Origin of the sequence: Halomonas sp. I5-271120 (genome assembly GCF_030553075.1) — a bacterium.
Classification (GTDB): Bacteria; Pseudomonadota; Gammaproteobacteria; order Pseudomonadales; family Halomonadaceae; genus Onishia; species Onishia taeanensis_A.
The window spans coordinates 396,874-410,958 of sequence record NZ_CP130701.1 but is presented as its reverse complement, the minus strand read 5'-3'; the positions used below and the strand labels follow the sequence as shown (position 1 = coordinate 410,958).

The 14,085-nt window shown below is 65.3% G+C and carries 10 protein-coding genes; 8 read left to right on the top strand and 2 right to left on the bottom strand.

Going from position 1 to position 14,085, the window contains the following annotated elements:
* Positions 1–12: 12 nt before the first annotated feature.
* The 5 genes from Q2K57_RS01820 to Q2K57_RS01800 all read left to right on the top strand — a co-directional run bounded on the left by Q2K57_RS01820 (position 13) and on the right by Q2K57_RS01800 (position 7,765).
* Entirely contained in the window at positions 13–3,777 is a 3,765-nt protein-coding gene (locus tag Q2K57_RS01820) for a nitrate reductase subunit alpha (RefSeq protein ID WP_304525972.1), read from the top strand.
* Positions 3,774–5,357 carry a nitrate reductase subunit beta gene (gene narH, locus Q2K57_RS01815; protein ID WP_304525971.1) on the top strand — a complete coding sequence of 528 codons (1,584 nt, stop codon included), beginning with the start codon at positions 3,774–3,776 and terminating at the stop codon, positions 5,355–5,357. The genes Q2K57_RS01820 and narH overlap by 4 nt, the downstream gene beginning before the upstream one ends.
* On the top strand, positions 5,350–6,132 hold the full coding sequence (gene narJ, locus Q2K57_RS01810; protein WP_258396088.1) for a nitrate reductase molybdenum cofactor assembly chaperone: 783 nt from the start codon (positions 5,350–5,352) through the stop codon (positions 6,130–6,132). The genes narH and narJ overlap by 8 nt, the downstream gene beginning before the upstream one ends.
* Complete coding sequence (gene narI / locus Q2K57_RS01805; RefSeq protein WP_112054665.1) at positions 6,129–6,806, top strand: respiratory nitrate reductase subunit gamma; 678 nt, start codon at positions 6,129–6,131, stop codon at positions 6,804–6,806. The genes narJ and narI overlap by 4 nt, the downstream gene beginning before the upstream one ends.
* 137 nt (positions 6,807–6,943) lie before the next feature.
* Entirely contained in the window at positions 6,944–7,765 is an 822-nt protein-coding gene (locus Q2K57_RS01800; protein WP_112054664.1) for a peptidylprolyl isomerase, read from the top strand.
* A gap of 35 nt (positions 7,766–7,800) precedes the next feature.
* On the opposite strand, the gene cmoB is transcribed toward Q2K57_RS01800, so the two are convergent.
* Together cmoB and cmoA are read right to left on the bottom strand one after the other, a co-directional pair.
* Positions 7,801–8,793, bottom strand: coding sequence for a tRNA 5-methoxyuridine(34)/uridine 5-oxyacetic acid(34) synthase CmoB (gene cmoB / locus Q2K57_RS01795; RefSeq protein WP_112054663.1), 993 nt, complete (start codon positions 8,791–8,793; stop codon positions 7,801–7,803).
* Entirely contained in the window at positions 8,794–9,537 is a 744-nt protein-coding gene (cmoA, locus tag Q2K57_RS01790; protein WP_112054662.1) for a carboxy-S-adenosyl-L-methionine synthase CmoA, read from the bottom strand.
* Between the two features lie 164 nt (positions 9,538–9,701).
* Between cmoA and pgi the strand changes: the two genes are divergently transcribed.
* From pgi to parE, 3 genes are read left to right on the top strand one after another with little or no spacing between them, the layout of a single operon-like run.
* Positions 9,702–11,468, top strand: a complete 1,767-nt coding sequence (pgi, locus tag Q2K57_RS01785; RefSeq protein WP_112054661.1) for a glucose-6-phosphate isomerase — start codon at positions 9,702–9,704, stop codon at positions 11,466–11,468.
* Between the two features lie 28 nt (positions 11,469–11,496).
* Complete coding sequence (locus Q2K57_RS01780) at positions 11,497–12,147, top strand: YqiA/YcfP family alpha/beta fold hydrolase (RefSeq protein WP_112054660.1); 651 nt, start codon at positions 11,497–11,499, stop codon at positions 12,145–12,147.
* A 55-nt stretch (positions 12,148–12,202) separates the two neighbouring features.
* Complete coding sequence (gene parE / locus Q2K57_RS01775; protein ID WP_112054659.1) at positions 12,203–14,083, top strand: DNA topoisomerase IV subunit B; 1,881 nt, start codon at positions 12,203–12,205, stop codon at positions 14,081–14,083.
* Positions 14,084–14,085: the final 2 nt, after the last annotated feature.

Below are 14,085 nucleotides of genomic sequence, written 5' to 3'. Positions count from 1 at the left end.
GAGGAGAGACACATGAGTCATTTTCTGGACCGTTTGAAGTACCTGGCCAATAGGCCCCCCGCGTTCGCCGGCGGGCATGGCGAGACCCGCGACGAGACCCGCGACTGGGAAGACGGCTATCGCGCCCGCTGGCAGCACGACAAGATCGTGCGCTCCACCCATGGCGTGAACTGCACCGGCTCCTGCAGCTGGAAGATCTACGTCAAGAACGGCCTGGTCACCTGGGAGACCCAGCAGACCGACTATCCGCGCACCCGGCCGGACCTGCCCAACCACGAGCCGCGTGGCTGCCCGCGAGGCGCCAGCTACTCCTGGTACCTGTACAGCGCCAATCGTCTCAAGTATCCGCTGGTGCGCCAGGCGCTGATCATGCTGTGGCGCGAGGCGCGTAAGCAGCATAGCGACCCGGTGGAGGCCTGGGCCTCGATCGTCGAGGACCCGGCCAAGGCTCGCCAGTACAAGCGCGCCCGCGGCATGGGCGGCTTCGTGCGCGCCGACTGGGACGAGATGAGCGAGCTGATCGCCGCCTCCAACGTCCATACCGCCAAGCAGTACGGGCCGGATCGCATCATCGGCTTCTCGCCGATTCCCGCCATGTCGATGGTCTCCTACGCCTCCGGCGCCCGCTACCTGTCGCTGATCGGCGGGGTCTGCCTGTCGTTCTACGACTGGTACTGCGACCTGCCGCCGGCCAGCCCCCAAACCTGGGGCGAGCAGACCGACGTGCCGGAGTCCGCCGACTGGTACAACTCGGGCTACATCATCGCCTGGGGCTCCAACGTGCCCCAGACCCGCACCCCAGATGCCCACTTCTTCACCGAGGTGCGCTACAAGGGCACCAAGACGGTGGCCATCACTCCGGACTACGCGGAAGTCTCCAAGCTCTGCGACGAGTGGCTCTCCGCCAAGCAGGGCACCGACGCGGCGCTGGGCATGGCCATGGGCCATGTGATCCTCAAGGAATTCCATCTCGACAACCCCAGCGCTTACTTCACCGACTACGTGCGCCGCTATACCGACATGCCCTGCCTGGTCGAGCTGGAAGCGCGTGACGACGGCAGCTACGTGCCGGGCAAGCAGCTGCGCGCCAGCGACTTCGACGCCAACCTGGGCCAGGACAACAACCCCGAGTGGAAGACCCTGGCCTGGGACGAGACCGCCGACCGCCTCGTCGTGCCGCGGGGCTCCATCGGCTTCCGATGGGGAGAACAGGAAGGGGGGCAGGGCAGGTGGAACCTGGAGCCGCGGGATGCCGACGGCAACGAGGTGTCGTTGGCCCTGTCGCTGGCCGAGCGCCACGATGCCGTGGCCAGGGTCGGCTTCCCCTACTTCGGCGGGCTCGAGCATGAGCACTTCGACCATGTGGCCGGTGACGACGTCCTGCATCACAGCCTGCCCGCCAAGCGCCTGACGTTGGCCGATGGCCGCGAGGTGCTGGCGGTGACCGTCTTCGACCTGATGTGCGCCAACTACGGGATCGATCGCGGGTTCGGTGCCGACGGCGAGGACGACGGTGCTACCGCCTACGACCAGATCAGGCCCTATACTCCGGCCTGGCAGGAAAAGATCACCGGGGTGCCGGCGGCCCAGGTCATCCGCATCGCCCGGGAGTTCGCCGACAATGCCGACAAGACCCGTGGCCGCTCGATGATCATCGTCGGTGCCGGCATGAACCATTGGTATCACATGGACATGAACTACCGCGGCCTAATCAACATGCTGGTCATGTGCGGTTGCATCGGCCAGAGCGGCGGCGGCTGGGCGCACTATGTCGGCCAGGAGAAGCTGCGCCCGCAGACCGGCTGGACCCCGCTGGCCTTCGGTCTCGACTGGCAGCGTCCGCCGCGGCACATGAACGGCACCTCCTTCTTCTACAACCACTCCTCCCAGTGGCGGTTCGAGAAGCTCGACGTTAAGGAGATTCTCTCGCCGCTGGCCAGGCCCGAGGACTATCGCGGCAGCCTGATCGACTTCAACGTGCGCGCCGAGCGCATGGGCTGGCTGCCCTCCGCGCCGCAGCTCGATACCAATCCGCTGCGCCTGGCCGAAGCCGCCGCCGAGGCGGGCATGAGTACCGCCGACTATGTGGTCGAGCGCCTCAAGAGCGGTCAGCTGCGCTTCGCCGCCGAGGATCCGGACAGCCCGCAGAACTTCCCGCGCAACATGTTCATCTGGCGCTCCAACCTGCTGGGCAGCTCGGGCAAGGGCCACGAATACATGCTCAAGTACCTGTTGGGCACCCGTCACGGCATCCAGGGCAAGGACCTGGGGGAGATGGGCGGCAAGATGCCCGAGGAGGTCACCTGGCGTGATGACGCTCCCGAAGGCAAGATCGACCTGCTGGTGACCCTGGACTTCCGTATGTCCACCACCTGCCTGTACTCCGACGTGGTGCTGCCCACCGCGACCTGGTACGAGAAGGACGACCTCAATACCTCGGACATGCACCCCTTCATCCACCCGCTGACCGCGGCGACCGACCCGGCCTGGGAGTCGCGCAGCGACTGGGAGATATACAAGGGCATCGCCAAGGCGTTCTCGCGGGTCTGCGTCGGCCACCTGGGCGAGGAGACCGACCTGGTCACCCTGCCGCACCAACACGACTCCCCCGGGGAGCTGGCCCAGCCCGAGGTCAAGGACTGGAAGCGCGGCGAGTGCGAGCCGCTGCCAGGCAAGACCATGCCGGCGCTGATCGAGGTCAAGCGCGACTATCCGGCCACCTTCGAGCGCTTCACCTCGGTGGGGCCGCTGCTCGAGTCCATCGGCAACGGCGGCAAGGGCATCGCCTGGAAGACCGAGACGGAAGTCGAGTTACTCCGGGGCCTGAACCATGTCAAGCGCGACGGCCCGGCCAAGGGGCAGCCCTGCATCGACTCGGCCATTGACGCCGCCGAGATGATCCTGACCCTGGCGCCGGAGACCAACGGTCAGGTGGCGGTCAAGGCCTGGGGCGCGCTGTCGCAGATCACCGGCCGCGATCACACCCACCTGGCTGAGCCCAAGCGTGACGAGAAGATTCGCTTTCGTGATGTGGTTGCCCAGCCGCGCAAGATCATCTCCAGCCCCACTTGGTCGGGCCTCGAGGACGAGCATGTCTCCTACAACGCCGGCTACACCAACGTCCACGAGCTGATCCCCTGGCGCACGGTGAGTGGTCGTCAGCAGCTCTATCAGGATCACCCCTGGATGCGCGCCTTTGGCGAGAGCCTGCTGGTCTACCGCCCGCCCATTGATACCAAGGCGGCGGCAAGCTTAGCCACGCCCAAGGGCAACGGTAATCCTGAAATTGCGCTCAATTTCTTGACGCCACACCAGAAGTGGGGAATCCATTCGACCTACTCGGACAACCTGCTGATGCAGACCCTGTCGCGAGGCGGTCCGATTATCTGGCTGTCGGAGGACGACGCGCAATCAATTGGCGTAGAAGATAACGACTGGATTGAAGCCTACAACGCCAACGGCGCTATCGCCGCGCGGGCGGTGGTCAGCCAGCGGGTCAAGGTCGGCATGGTGATGATGTATCACGCCCAGGAGCGCATCGTGAACGTGCCGGGCAGTGAAGTCACCGGCACCCGAGGCGGTATCCACAACTCCGTGACCCGGGTGTGTCCCAAGCCCACTCACATGATCGGTGGCTATGCGCAGCTCGCCTATAGCTTCAACTACTACGGCACGGTGGGCTCCAACCGCGACGAATTCGTCATCGTGCGCAAGATGAAACATGTCGACTGGCTGGATGGAGAAGGCAATGACAGCGTACAGGAGGTCGTGAAATGAAGATTCGTTCCCAGGTTGGCATGGTCCTCAATCTCGACAAGTGCATCGGCTGTCATACCTGCTCGGTGACCTGCAAGAACGTCTGGACTAGCCGCGAAGGCATGGAATATGCCTGGTTCAACAACGTCGAGACCAAGCCCGGCATCGGCTATCCCAAGGAGTGGGAGAGCCAAGCTAAATGGAAGGGCGGCTGGCTCAGGCGCCAGGACGGCCGGATCGAGCCGCGCATCGGTGGCAAGTGGCGAGTGCTGGCGAACATCTTCGCCAATCCCGATCTGCCGGAGATCGATGATTACTACGAGCCGTTCACCTTCGACTACCAGCATCTGCACCAGGCCAAGGCCGGCGAGCATCAGCCGGTGGCCCGGCCGCGCTCGCTGATCTCCGGGCAGCGCATGCAAAAGATCGAGTGGGGCCCGAACTGGGAGGAGATCCTCGGCACCGAGTTCGCCAAGCGGCGTCACGATGCGAACTTCGAGCAGATCCAGGCCGACATCTATGGCCAGTTCGAGAACACCTTCATGATGTATCTGCCCAGGCTCTGCGAGCACTGCCTGAATCCGAGCTGTGTGGCGTCCTGCCCGAGTGGCGCGATCTACAAGCGAGAGGAAGACGGCATCGTGCTGATCGATCAGGACAAGTGCCGTGGCTGGCGGATGTGCATCTCCGGCTGCCCGTACAAGAAGATCTATTACAACTGGAAGTCCGGCAAGTCCGAGAAGTGCATCTTCTGCTACCCGCGCATCGAGTCGGGCCAGCCGACGGTGTGCTCCGAGACCTGCGTGGGGCGCATCCGCTACCTGGGCGTGCTGCTTTACGATGCCGACCGCATCGAGGAGGTGGCCGCCTCCGAGGACGAGCGCGACCTCTATCACCGCCAGTGCGAGATCTTTCTCGACCCCCATGATCCGGCGGTGATTGCCCAAGCGAAGCAGGACGGCATTCCCGACAACGTCATCCAGGCCGCCCAGGCCTCGCCGGTCTATAAGTTGGCCATCGATTGGCAGCTGGCCCTGCCGCTGCACCCGGAGTACCGCACATTGCCGATGGTCTGGTACGTGCCGCCGCTGTCGCCGATCCAGTCCGCGGCGGAGGCCGGCCACGTGGAGCATGACGGCGTGTTGCCGAAGATCGAGTCACTGCGCATCCCGGTGCAGTACCTGGCCAACCTGCTCACCGCCGGCGAGGAGGCGCCGGTGGTGCTGGCCCTGAAGCGGTTGATGGCGATGCGGGTCTACATGCGCGGCAAGCATGTGGAGGGCGCGGCCGAGACCTCGGTGCTCGACGAGGTGGGCCTCAGCGAGGCGCAGGTCGAGGAAATGTATCGCTATTTGGCCATCGCCGACTACGAGGATCGCTTCGTGATTCCTACCAGCCATCGGGAAACGGCTCGCGATGCCTTCCCCGAGCGCGGCGGCTGCGGCTTCAGCTTCGGCAACGGCTGCCAGGGCGGCAGCAACGAGGCGAGCCTGTTCGGTGGACGCAAGCAGACCACGACCCTGGTCAAGCCGGTGGGCACCTTCGATCCTCAGAACGATGGTCGGAGCGAGCAAAAGAGTGAGGAGGCGCGCAATGACTAGCCATGCACGCGACGACCGAGCCCCGGACATGCTGAGCCTGCGGGCCCTGGCCCGGTTGCTGGATTACCCGACCGCCGAGTTGCAGGCAGCGGCCGGCGAGCTCGAGGCCGTCATCGCCGCGGAGCCGCGCCTGGCGGGTGCACTGCGCTCCCGGCTGGGTGACTGGTGCCGGCGGCTGGCCGAGGCGGACCTGCTCGACCGGCAGGCCGAGTATGTTGGCTTGTTCGATCGCGGGCGTTCGACCTCGTTGCTGCTGTTCGAGCACGTGCACGGCGAGTCCCGGGATCGCGGCCAGGCGATGGTCGACCTGCTGGCCGAGTACCGGGCCGCCGGTTTCGAGCTCGACGCCCGCGAGCTGCCCGACTACCTGCCGCTGTTCCTCGAATACCTCTCCACACGACCAGAGGGCGAGATCGGCCGCTGGCTGGGCGAGATTCGCCATATCCTGGCGCTGCTCGCCGCCCGTCTCGAGGAGCGCGAGGCCGACCACGCCCTGGTGCCGCTGGCGCTGCTGGCGCTGATCGGCGCCGAAGACGACATTGACGCCCATCGCCCCCAGGTTCGCGAGGAAGCGTCGGATCATACTCCCGAGGCGCTGGACGCGGTCTGGGAGGAAGAGGCGGTGCGCTTCTCCGCCGAGTCGGACCAGGATTGCGCCCTGCAGTCCGCCGAGGGGCGGCGCCTCGCCGAGCGCAAGCACGTGACGCCCAGCGAAGCGGTACGGGTCCTCGACCCCACTGTCTCCGTGTCGCGGCCTCAAGGAGATCAGCCATGAACTACCTCAACACCCTGCTGTTCGGGCTTTACCCCTATCTCGCCGGCACCGTCTTCCTGATCGGCAGCCTGGTACGCTTCGATCACGGCCAGTATTCCTGGAAGACCGGCTCCAGCCAGATGCTGTCGTCGAAGCATATGCGGCTGGCCAGCAACCTCTTCCATGTCGGCATCCTGGTGATCTTCTTCGGCCACCTGGTGGGGTTGCTGACCCCCCACTGGGTCTATGCCCCCTTCATGAGCGCCAGCGCCAAGCAACTGGTCGCCATCGTGATCGGCGGCCTCGCCGGCGTCATGTGCCTGGTGGGGGGCGCCATGCTAGCGCATCGACGCCTCACCAACCCCAGGGTGAGGGCGTCCTCCAGTTCGATGGATACCGCCATCATCCTCCTGCTGGTGATCCAGGTGACCCTAGGGCTATTGACCATCATTCCCGCCCTAGGGCACCTGGACGGCGGCGTGATGCTCCGGCTCGCCCACTGGGCTCAGTCCATCGTTTTCTTCCAGGGCGGGGCGGCGGCGCATCTCGCCGGGATCGGCCTGATCTACAAGCTGCATATCCTGCTGGGCTTGACCATCGTGCTGATCTTTCCCTTCACTCGCCTGGTGCACGTCTGGAGCATTCCGTTAGGTTATCTGGGCAGGCGCTATCAGATCGTCCGCCGCCGTGGCTAAAACTGGCTTTGCTCGGCCATGCGTTGTTGGAGATCGGCTCAAAATGCTCATTTACAAACGCGTAAACTCCGCTTTTTCGCCGATCTCCGCCTAGTCTGGCCGTCGCACGCTCAGTTTTAACGTTGAGGATAATGACCATGCAGAAGATCGATATCGAGCAACTGCCGGGCGGCCAGAGTGCCCCCCCGGTGCAGGTTGGGCGGGTGGTGATCGACGAGGATGCCATCGCCCGGGAGATGCAGTATCACCCGGCCGAGTCGGCGGCCGAGGCGCAGCTCCTGGCCGCCAGGTCGCTGGTGGTGCGCGAGCTGCTGAGCCAGCGCGCCCGTGAACTCGGCCTGCCGTCGGTGGTGGATGACCAGGGCATCGAGAACGATGCCGCCATGACCGAACTGCTGGAGCGCGAACTGGAGGTGCCCGAGCCCGATGAGGCGGCCTGTCGCCGCTTCTTTACGGCGCACCCGACGCGCTTCAGTACGCCCACCCAGCGCCATGTTCGCCATATCCTGCTGGCGGCCGCGCCCGACGACGCCCGGGCCCGCGACGCCCAGTACCAGCTGGGCGAGCGCTTGATCGCCGAGCTGCGTGAGGCGCCTGAACGCTTCACCGAGCTGGCCCAGCGTCATTCCGCCTGCCCCTCGAAGGATGAGGGCGGAGAGCTCGGCTGGCTGGTCTCCGGCCAGACGGTAGCGGAGCTCGACCGGGCGCTGCAGCACCTGACCGAGGGCACCCATGAGCGGCCGCTGGCCTCGCGCTATGGTTGGCATCTGGTCTGCATCAATGCCTGTCGGAAAGGCCGACGTTTGCCCTATGAGGCCGTGGCCGACCGAGTGCGTCATGACCTGCACGAGCAGGCGACGCGCCGGGCGTTGCGCCATTACCTGCTGGCGCTGGAAGAGACCTATGGAGTCGAGGGGGTGGCGCTGGACGACGATGCCGCGGGTGCCCTGATGCAATGAAGTAGGAGGGAGCGCCAAACGTCCCGCGCCTGCTCTTACGCGGGCTTGGTGGCGATCAGCACGGCACGCCGCGGCGCCGGGTGGCCCTCGATCGTGAGGCGGGGGTCCTCGGGGTCGAGGAAATCGGCAAGCGACTGGAAGCTCATCCACTCGGTCGCGCGCTGCTCATCGAGGCTGGTCTCGGCCTCGTCGACCACCCGCACGTCGCTGAAGCCGCAGCGTTCGAGCCAGTGGCTCAAGGCGGCGGAGGAGGGCAGGAAGTAGACGTTGGGCATCGCCGCGTATCGCTCGCCGGGCATGAAAACGGTGGTGGTGTCGCCTTCCACTACCAGGGTTTCCAGCACCAGTTCACCACCGGGGCGCAGGGCATCCTTCAACTGCTGCAAGTGCTCGAGGGGTGAGGGGCGATGGTAAAGCACGCCCATCGAGAACACGGTGTCGAAAGCCTCGAGTTTCTCGGGTACGTCCTCGATGCCCACCGGCAGGAAGTGTGTGCGGCCGCCATCGCCGTCGCCGATGAAATGACGCACCGCCTGGAACTGGTAGAAGAAGCGCGGCGAGGGGTCGATCACCAGCACGAAAGAGGCACCGGCGCCGGCCATACGCCAGGCGTGATAGCCGCTGCCGCCACCTACGTCCAGCACCCGGCGACCGGCCAGCGCCGAGAGGTGCGGATATACTCTTTGCCACTTCCAGTCCGAGCGCCATTCGGTATCGATATGGATGCCGCCCAGCGAATAGGGGCCCTTGCGCCAGGGAGCGAGCTTTTTCAGGAGGTTATGGCACTGTCGCCGTTGAGGCTCAGTCAGTGCCACGTTGACGCTGACCGTGTCCTGATCCAGGTCTGCCCGGCGTTCGTCGGCCAGCGCGGGCAGCTTGGCCACTGCCTTTTCCCAGGCCGGCAGGTCACCGTGGCGCTTGCGGTCAAGGCCACGGGCTAGCTGTTCGGGAAGGCGGGCCAGCCAGGGCTCGAGGCCCTGATCGACGAAGGCGTGATAGAGGCGGCGGTGGGAATCCGGTGACAACACTCAGGCGTCCTTGAAGGCGATGATCGAGGCGAAGTTAAGGTACTGAAACCAAGTGTGGCTGCGCGGGAAGCCGGCGCCGGCAAGGCGCTCATGGTGGGCGGCGAGGGTGTCCGGCACCAGCACGTTCTCGAGCGCGGTGCGCTTCTGGCTGATCTCCATGTCGCTGTAGCCGTTGGCGCGCTTGAAGTCGTGATAGCGCTCGACCAGCCAAGCATTCTCCTGCTCGTCCTCGGCGACGATCTTTTCCGAGAGCACCAGCACGCCGCCGGGCTCCAGGGCGTCGTAAAGTGCCTTGATCACCGCTTCGCGATCGGCGGGCGGCAGGAACTGCAGGGTGAAATTGAGCACGATCATGCCCGAGGAGCGGTAGTCGAGCGCGCGAATGTCGCCCTCGACGACCTCAAAGGCATGCGCCGGGCATTCGGCAGCGAAGGTCTCGCTGGCGCGGCTGACCATCGCCGGCGACAGGTCGACCCCGGTCAGGCGGAAGGCGTCCGCCGGCAGGCGCCCGGCCAGCGCCAGGCCCACTGCGCCTAGCGAACAGCCGAGATCATAAACGTGGGCGCCATGGCGCAGGTGACGTTCGGCGATCACCCCGAGCATGCCCAGTATCTGGCCATAGCCCGGCACCGAGCGACGGATCATGTCAGGGAAGCAGGCCACCACCTGTTCGTCGAAGGAGAAGCGCGCTACCCGGTCCAGGGGTGTCGAAAAGATCGCGTCACGGTAAGATGCGTCAGTCATGGCGTCATGTCGGGGTCATAGCGGAATTTCCGGCATTCTACGCCCCGCGCCGCCCGGCTGCACCCGTTGCGCCGGGCGGCCGTTGTGTACGTGAGTGGTGCCCGTGAATGGTGTTAGTTAATGGTGTTCGTCAACGCGTCGCGCTCGTCAAGGAGAGAGAGTTCATGAGCCATCCGACCCCGATCGATCAGCGGCCCGCCTGGAAGGCGCTGGCGGAGCATGCGCGGGAGATGCGCGAGGTGCATCTGAAGACGCTGTTTCGAGAGGCCGCGACGACGGGCGAGCCTCGCTATCCCCGTTTCTGCCGCCGGGCGGCGGGACTGACCCTGGATCTTTCCAAGCAACGCTTCAGCAACGAGACCTTCGAGGGGCTCCTGGCGCTGGCTCGGGAGGCCGGTGTGCCGGCAGCCATTTCGCGACTGCTGGCCGGCGAACGGGTCAACCATTCCGAGGATCGCCCAGCGCTGCACACCGCGCTGCGCCTGCCGGCGGATGCCCATCTCGAGGTCGAGGGCCAGGATCTGGTGCCCGCGGTGCACGAAACGCTGGATCGCATGGAGGCGATGGTCGACAAGTTCCACGCCGGCCAGTGGCGCGGCGCCACCGGCAAGGCGGTCAGCGATGTGGTCAACCTGGGGGTCGGCGGTTCGGATCTTGGCCCGCTGATGGTCACCCATGCCCTCGCCGACTATCGGCCGCGCGACGTGCACGAGATCAAGGTGCATTTTGCCTCGACCATGGACGGCTCCCAGCTTGCCGATTACCTGTCGCGGCTGAATCCCGAAACCACCCTGTTCGTACTGTCGTCGAAGTCCTTCACCACCATCGACACCTTGTCGAATGCCCGCACCGCCCGGGATTGGCTGCTGAGTCGACTGGTCCACGATGATCACGAGGAGCCCAGCGCCATCGACCGGGCTCTGGTGATGCGTCAGCACTTTATCGGCGTCTCGGCGAGTCTTGAGAAGATGGCCGAGTGGGGCATCGCGCCGGCCAATCAGCTCGAGTTCTGGGAGTGGGTCGGCGGACGTTACTCGCTGTGGGGGGCCATCGGCCTGCCCATCGCGCTGGTAGTGGGCATGGCCAATTTCCGGGCACTGCTGGGCGGCGCCTATGCCATGGACCGCCATTTCCAGGAGGCGCCCCTCGAGGATAACCTGCCAGTGCTGCTGGGCCTCGCCGGTATCTGGAACGTCAATTTCCTGGATATTCGCGCGCACTCGATCCTGCCCTACGACGGCCGGCTCGAGTACTTTGCGAGCTATCTCGAGCAGCTCGAGATGGAGTCCAATGGCAAGTCGGTGACCAACGAGGGGCAGGTGACCGCTTACTCCACCTGCCCGGTGCTATGGGGGCAGCTCGGCCCCAACGCCCAGCACGCCTTCTATCAGCTGCTGCACCAGGGCACCCAGTCGGTGGAGTGCGACTTCATCGCGCCGCTGCGCCGCTATGATCGCGTCGAGGACGCCGAAACCCGCGCGCACCTCAAGGCTCAGCATCGCCTGACGCTCGCCAACTGCTTCGCCCAGTCGCGCCTGCTGATGCTCGGCGATGACGCCATCGAAGACGACGGCCCGCGGCCGAACCACAAGCGCTATCGCGGCAACCAGCCTTCTAGCACCGTGCTGCTCGACCGCCTGACGCCTCATACCCTGGGCGCGCTGATTGCCCTCTATGAGCATAAGGTCTTCGTGCAGGCCACCATCTGGGACATCAACCCTTTCGACCAGTGGGGCGTGGAGCTCGGCAAGCAGATCGCCGGCGAGACCGAGCGTATCCTGGGCTCCCGCGAAGGCCTGGAGACCATGGACGATTCCAGCCAGGGCCTGATCCAGGCGCTGTGGGCCGCCGAGGACCAGGCGAGCAGCGAGGCCAGCGAAGCCAGGGCAGGAATCTCGCGGGCTGGCGCGTCTCGGCGTGAGGTGTCTTGATGCTGGATGCGTATACAGGAAATGCGGTATGCTGAGCGCCGACATCGATCGTGAATCGACCCCGGCGAGCGGCGTGCTCTACCTGCACGGCTTCAATAGCGGCGTAAGTTCGCCCAAGTCGCAACTGATGCGCGCGGCCTGTAGCGTCGTGGAAAGGGCCCCCTTGCCCTGTGAGGCCCCGCAGCTCTCGCATCGCCCCAATGAGGCCCTGGCCACCGCCGAGGCGGCACTCGAGGCCCTGGGCCCACGGCCGCTATTGGTGGGCAGTTCCATGGGCGGCTTTCTGGTCAGTTGCCTTGCCGAGCGGCTGGGCCTTCCCGCGGTGGCCATCAACCCGGCGGTGCGGCCGGCACGTCTGATGCAAAGCTGGATCGGCGAGGCCTTCGTCAACGCGGATACTGGCGAGCGCTTCGTCATCGACCACCGTCACCATGAGGCGCTTGAGGCCCTGACACCGGCCCGGTTGACGCCTGCGCATTACCTTCTGCTGCTGGGTACCGCTGACGAGACGCTGGACTGTCGCGATGCCTTCGAGGCCTACGCGGGATGCTCGACGATCCTGCATCCTGGCGGCGACCACGGCTTCAGCGCACTTGCTGACTATCTGCCGGCGGTGCTGGCCCACGGCGGTCGTCGCCTCGCACCGGGCCGGGTGACCACGATCTTTCATCACGCATGACGACGCCTGGCGGCGTGCCATCCGCCCCGTTCACTGCCAAACACCTGGACAACGCATGACGCAATACAGTGCTAGTTCCATCGAGGTTCTTTCCGGGCTCGAACCGGTGCGAAAGCGCCCGGGGATGTACACGGATACCTCGCGACCCAATCACCTGGCTCAGGAAGTCATCGACAACAGCGTCGATGAGGCCCTGGCCGAGCATGCCCATCACATCCAGCTGCGCCTGCTTGCCGATGGCGGCATCGAGGTTTCGGATGACGGCCGCGGCATGCCCATCGATATTCACCCCGAGCACGGCGTCTCGGGGATCGAGCTGATCCTCACCAAGCTGCATGCCGGTGGCAAGTTCTCCCAGTCGAGCTACCGCTTTGCGGGCGGCCTGCACGGGGTCGGTGTGTCGGTGGTCAACGCCCTGTCGCGGCGCCTCGAGGTCGAGGTGTGTCGCGACGGTAATCGCCACGCCATCGCCTTCGAGCACGGTGAAAAGGTGTCGGACCTGGCCGTTATCGGCAGCTGTGCCAAGCGTGCCACCGGCACCCTGGTGCGCTTCTGGCCCGACGAGAGCTATTTCGACAGCCCCAAGCTTGCCCTGCCGCGGCTGAAGCACCTGCTGCGTGCCAAGGCGGTGCTCTGTCCAGGGCTCAAGGTAACCCTTACCGAGACCGATGGCAGCCAGAGCGAGTGGCAATACGAGGATGGCCTGCGCGACTATCTGGCCCAGGCCACCGACGGCTTCGAAGTGCTGCCGGCCTCGCCGTTCGTTGGCCACTTCGCCGACGACGAGCAGGGCGTCGACTGGGCGCTGCAGTGGCTGCCGGAGGGTGGCGAGCCGCTGATGGAATCCTACGTCAACCTGATCCCCACTCCGCTCGGCGGCACTCACGTCAATGGCCTGCGCTCGGGGCTGCTCGAGGCACTGCGCGAGTTCTGCGAGTACAGAAGCATTCTGCCCCGGGGCGTGAAGCTGACCGCCGACGATTTGTGGGAGCGGGTCAGCTATGTGTTCTCGGTGAAAATGCTCGACCCACAGTTCGCTGGCCAGACCAAGGAGCGGCTGTCCTCCCGGGCGGTGGCGGCCTTTGTCTCCGGCGTGGTCAAGGATGCCTTCTCGCTGTGGCTCAACCACCATGTCGATCAGGCCGAGGCGCTGGCGGAGCTGGTGATCAGCGCCGCCCAGCGCCGCCAGAAGAGCGCCAAGAAGGTCGCTCGCAAGAAGGTCACTTCCGGCCCTGCGCTGCCGGGCAAACTTGCCGACTGCTCAGGTCAGGATCCGGCCGCCAGCGAGCTGTTCCTGGTCGAGGGTGATTCCGCTGGGGGTAGCGCCAAGCAGGCTCGTGATCGCGAAACGCAGGCGATCCTGCCGCTGCGTGGCAAGATCCTCAATACCTGGGAGGTGGAGTCCCACGACATCTATGGCTCTCAGGAGGTTCACGACATCGCCGTGGCCATCGGCATCGACCCGGTCAGCGATGATCTCTCGAAGCTGCGCTACCACAAGATCTGCATCCTTGCCGATGCCGACTCCGACGGACTGCACATTGCTACCCTGCTGTGTGCGCTGTTCGTGCGCCACTTCCCGGCGCTGGTGGCCGCTGGCCACGTGTTCGTCGCCATGCCGCCACTGTATCGCATCGACCTGGGCAAGGAGGTTCACTATGCCCTCGACGAGAGCGAGAAGGCGGCGATTCTCAAGCGCCTGGAAGGCAAGCGCGGCACCGTCAACGTCCAGCGCTTCAAGGGCCTCGGCGAGATGAGCCCGCTGCAGTTGCGCGAGACCACCATGGCCGCCGATACGCGCCGTCTGGTGCAGCTGACCCGTGAGGATGGCGACGGCACCTTCGAGATGATGGACATGCTGCTCGCCCGCAAGCGCGCCAGTGATCGCAAGAGCTGGCTCGAGGACTACGGCAATCTCGCAGACATAGAGGTTTGATT

Coding starts and splice junctions, on each gene's coding strand:
- cmoA (WP_112054662.1), bottom strand. CDS start 9,537: ATGACTGACGCATCTTACCGTGACGCGATCTTTTCGACACCCCTGGAC.
- parE (WP_112054659.1), top strand. CDS start 12,203: ATGACGCAATACAGTGCTAGTTCCATCGAGGTTCTTTCCGGGCTCGAA.
- Q2K57_RS01780 (WP_112054660.1), top strand. CDS start 11,497: ATGCTGAGCGCCGACATCGATCGTGAATCGACCCCGGCGAGCGGCGTG.
- narI (WP_112054665.1), top strand. CDS start 6,129: ATGAACTACCTCAACACCCTGCTGTTCGGGCTTTACCCCTATCTCGCC.
- Q2K57_RS01800 (WP_112054664.1), top strand. CDS start 6,944: ATGCAGAAGATCGATATCGAGCAACTGCCGGGCGGCCAGAGTGCCCCC.
- narJ (WP_258396088.1), top strand. CDS start 5,350: ATGACTAGCCATGCACGCGACGACCGAGCCCCGGACATGCTGAGCCTG.
- Q2K57_RS01820 (WP_304525972.1), top strand. CDS start 13: ATGAGTCATTTTCTGGACCGTTTGAAGTACCTGGCCAATAGGCCCCCC.
- narH (WP_304525971.1), top strand. CDS start 3,774: ATGAAGATTCGTTCCCAGGTTGGCATGGTCCTCAATCTCGACAAGTGC.
- pgi (WP_112054661.1), top strand. CDS start 9,702: ATGAGCCATCCGACCCCGATCGATCAGCGGCCCGCCTGGAAGGCGCTG.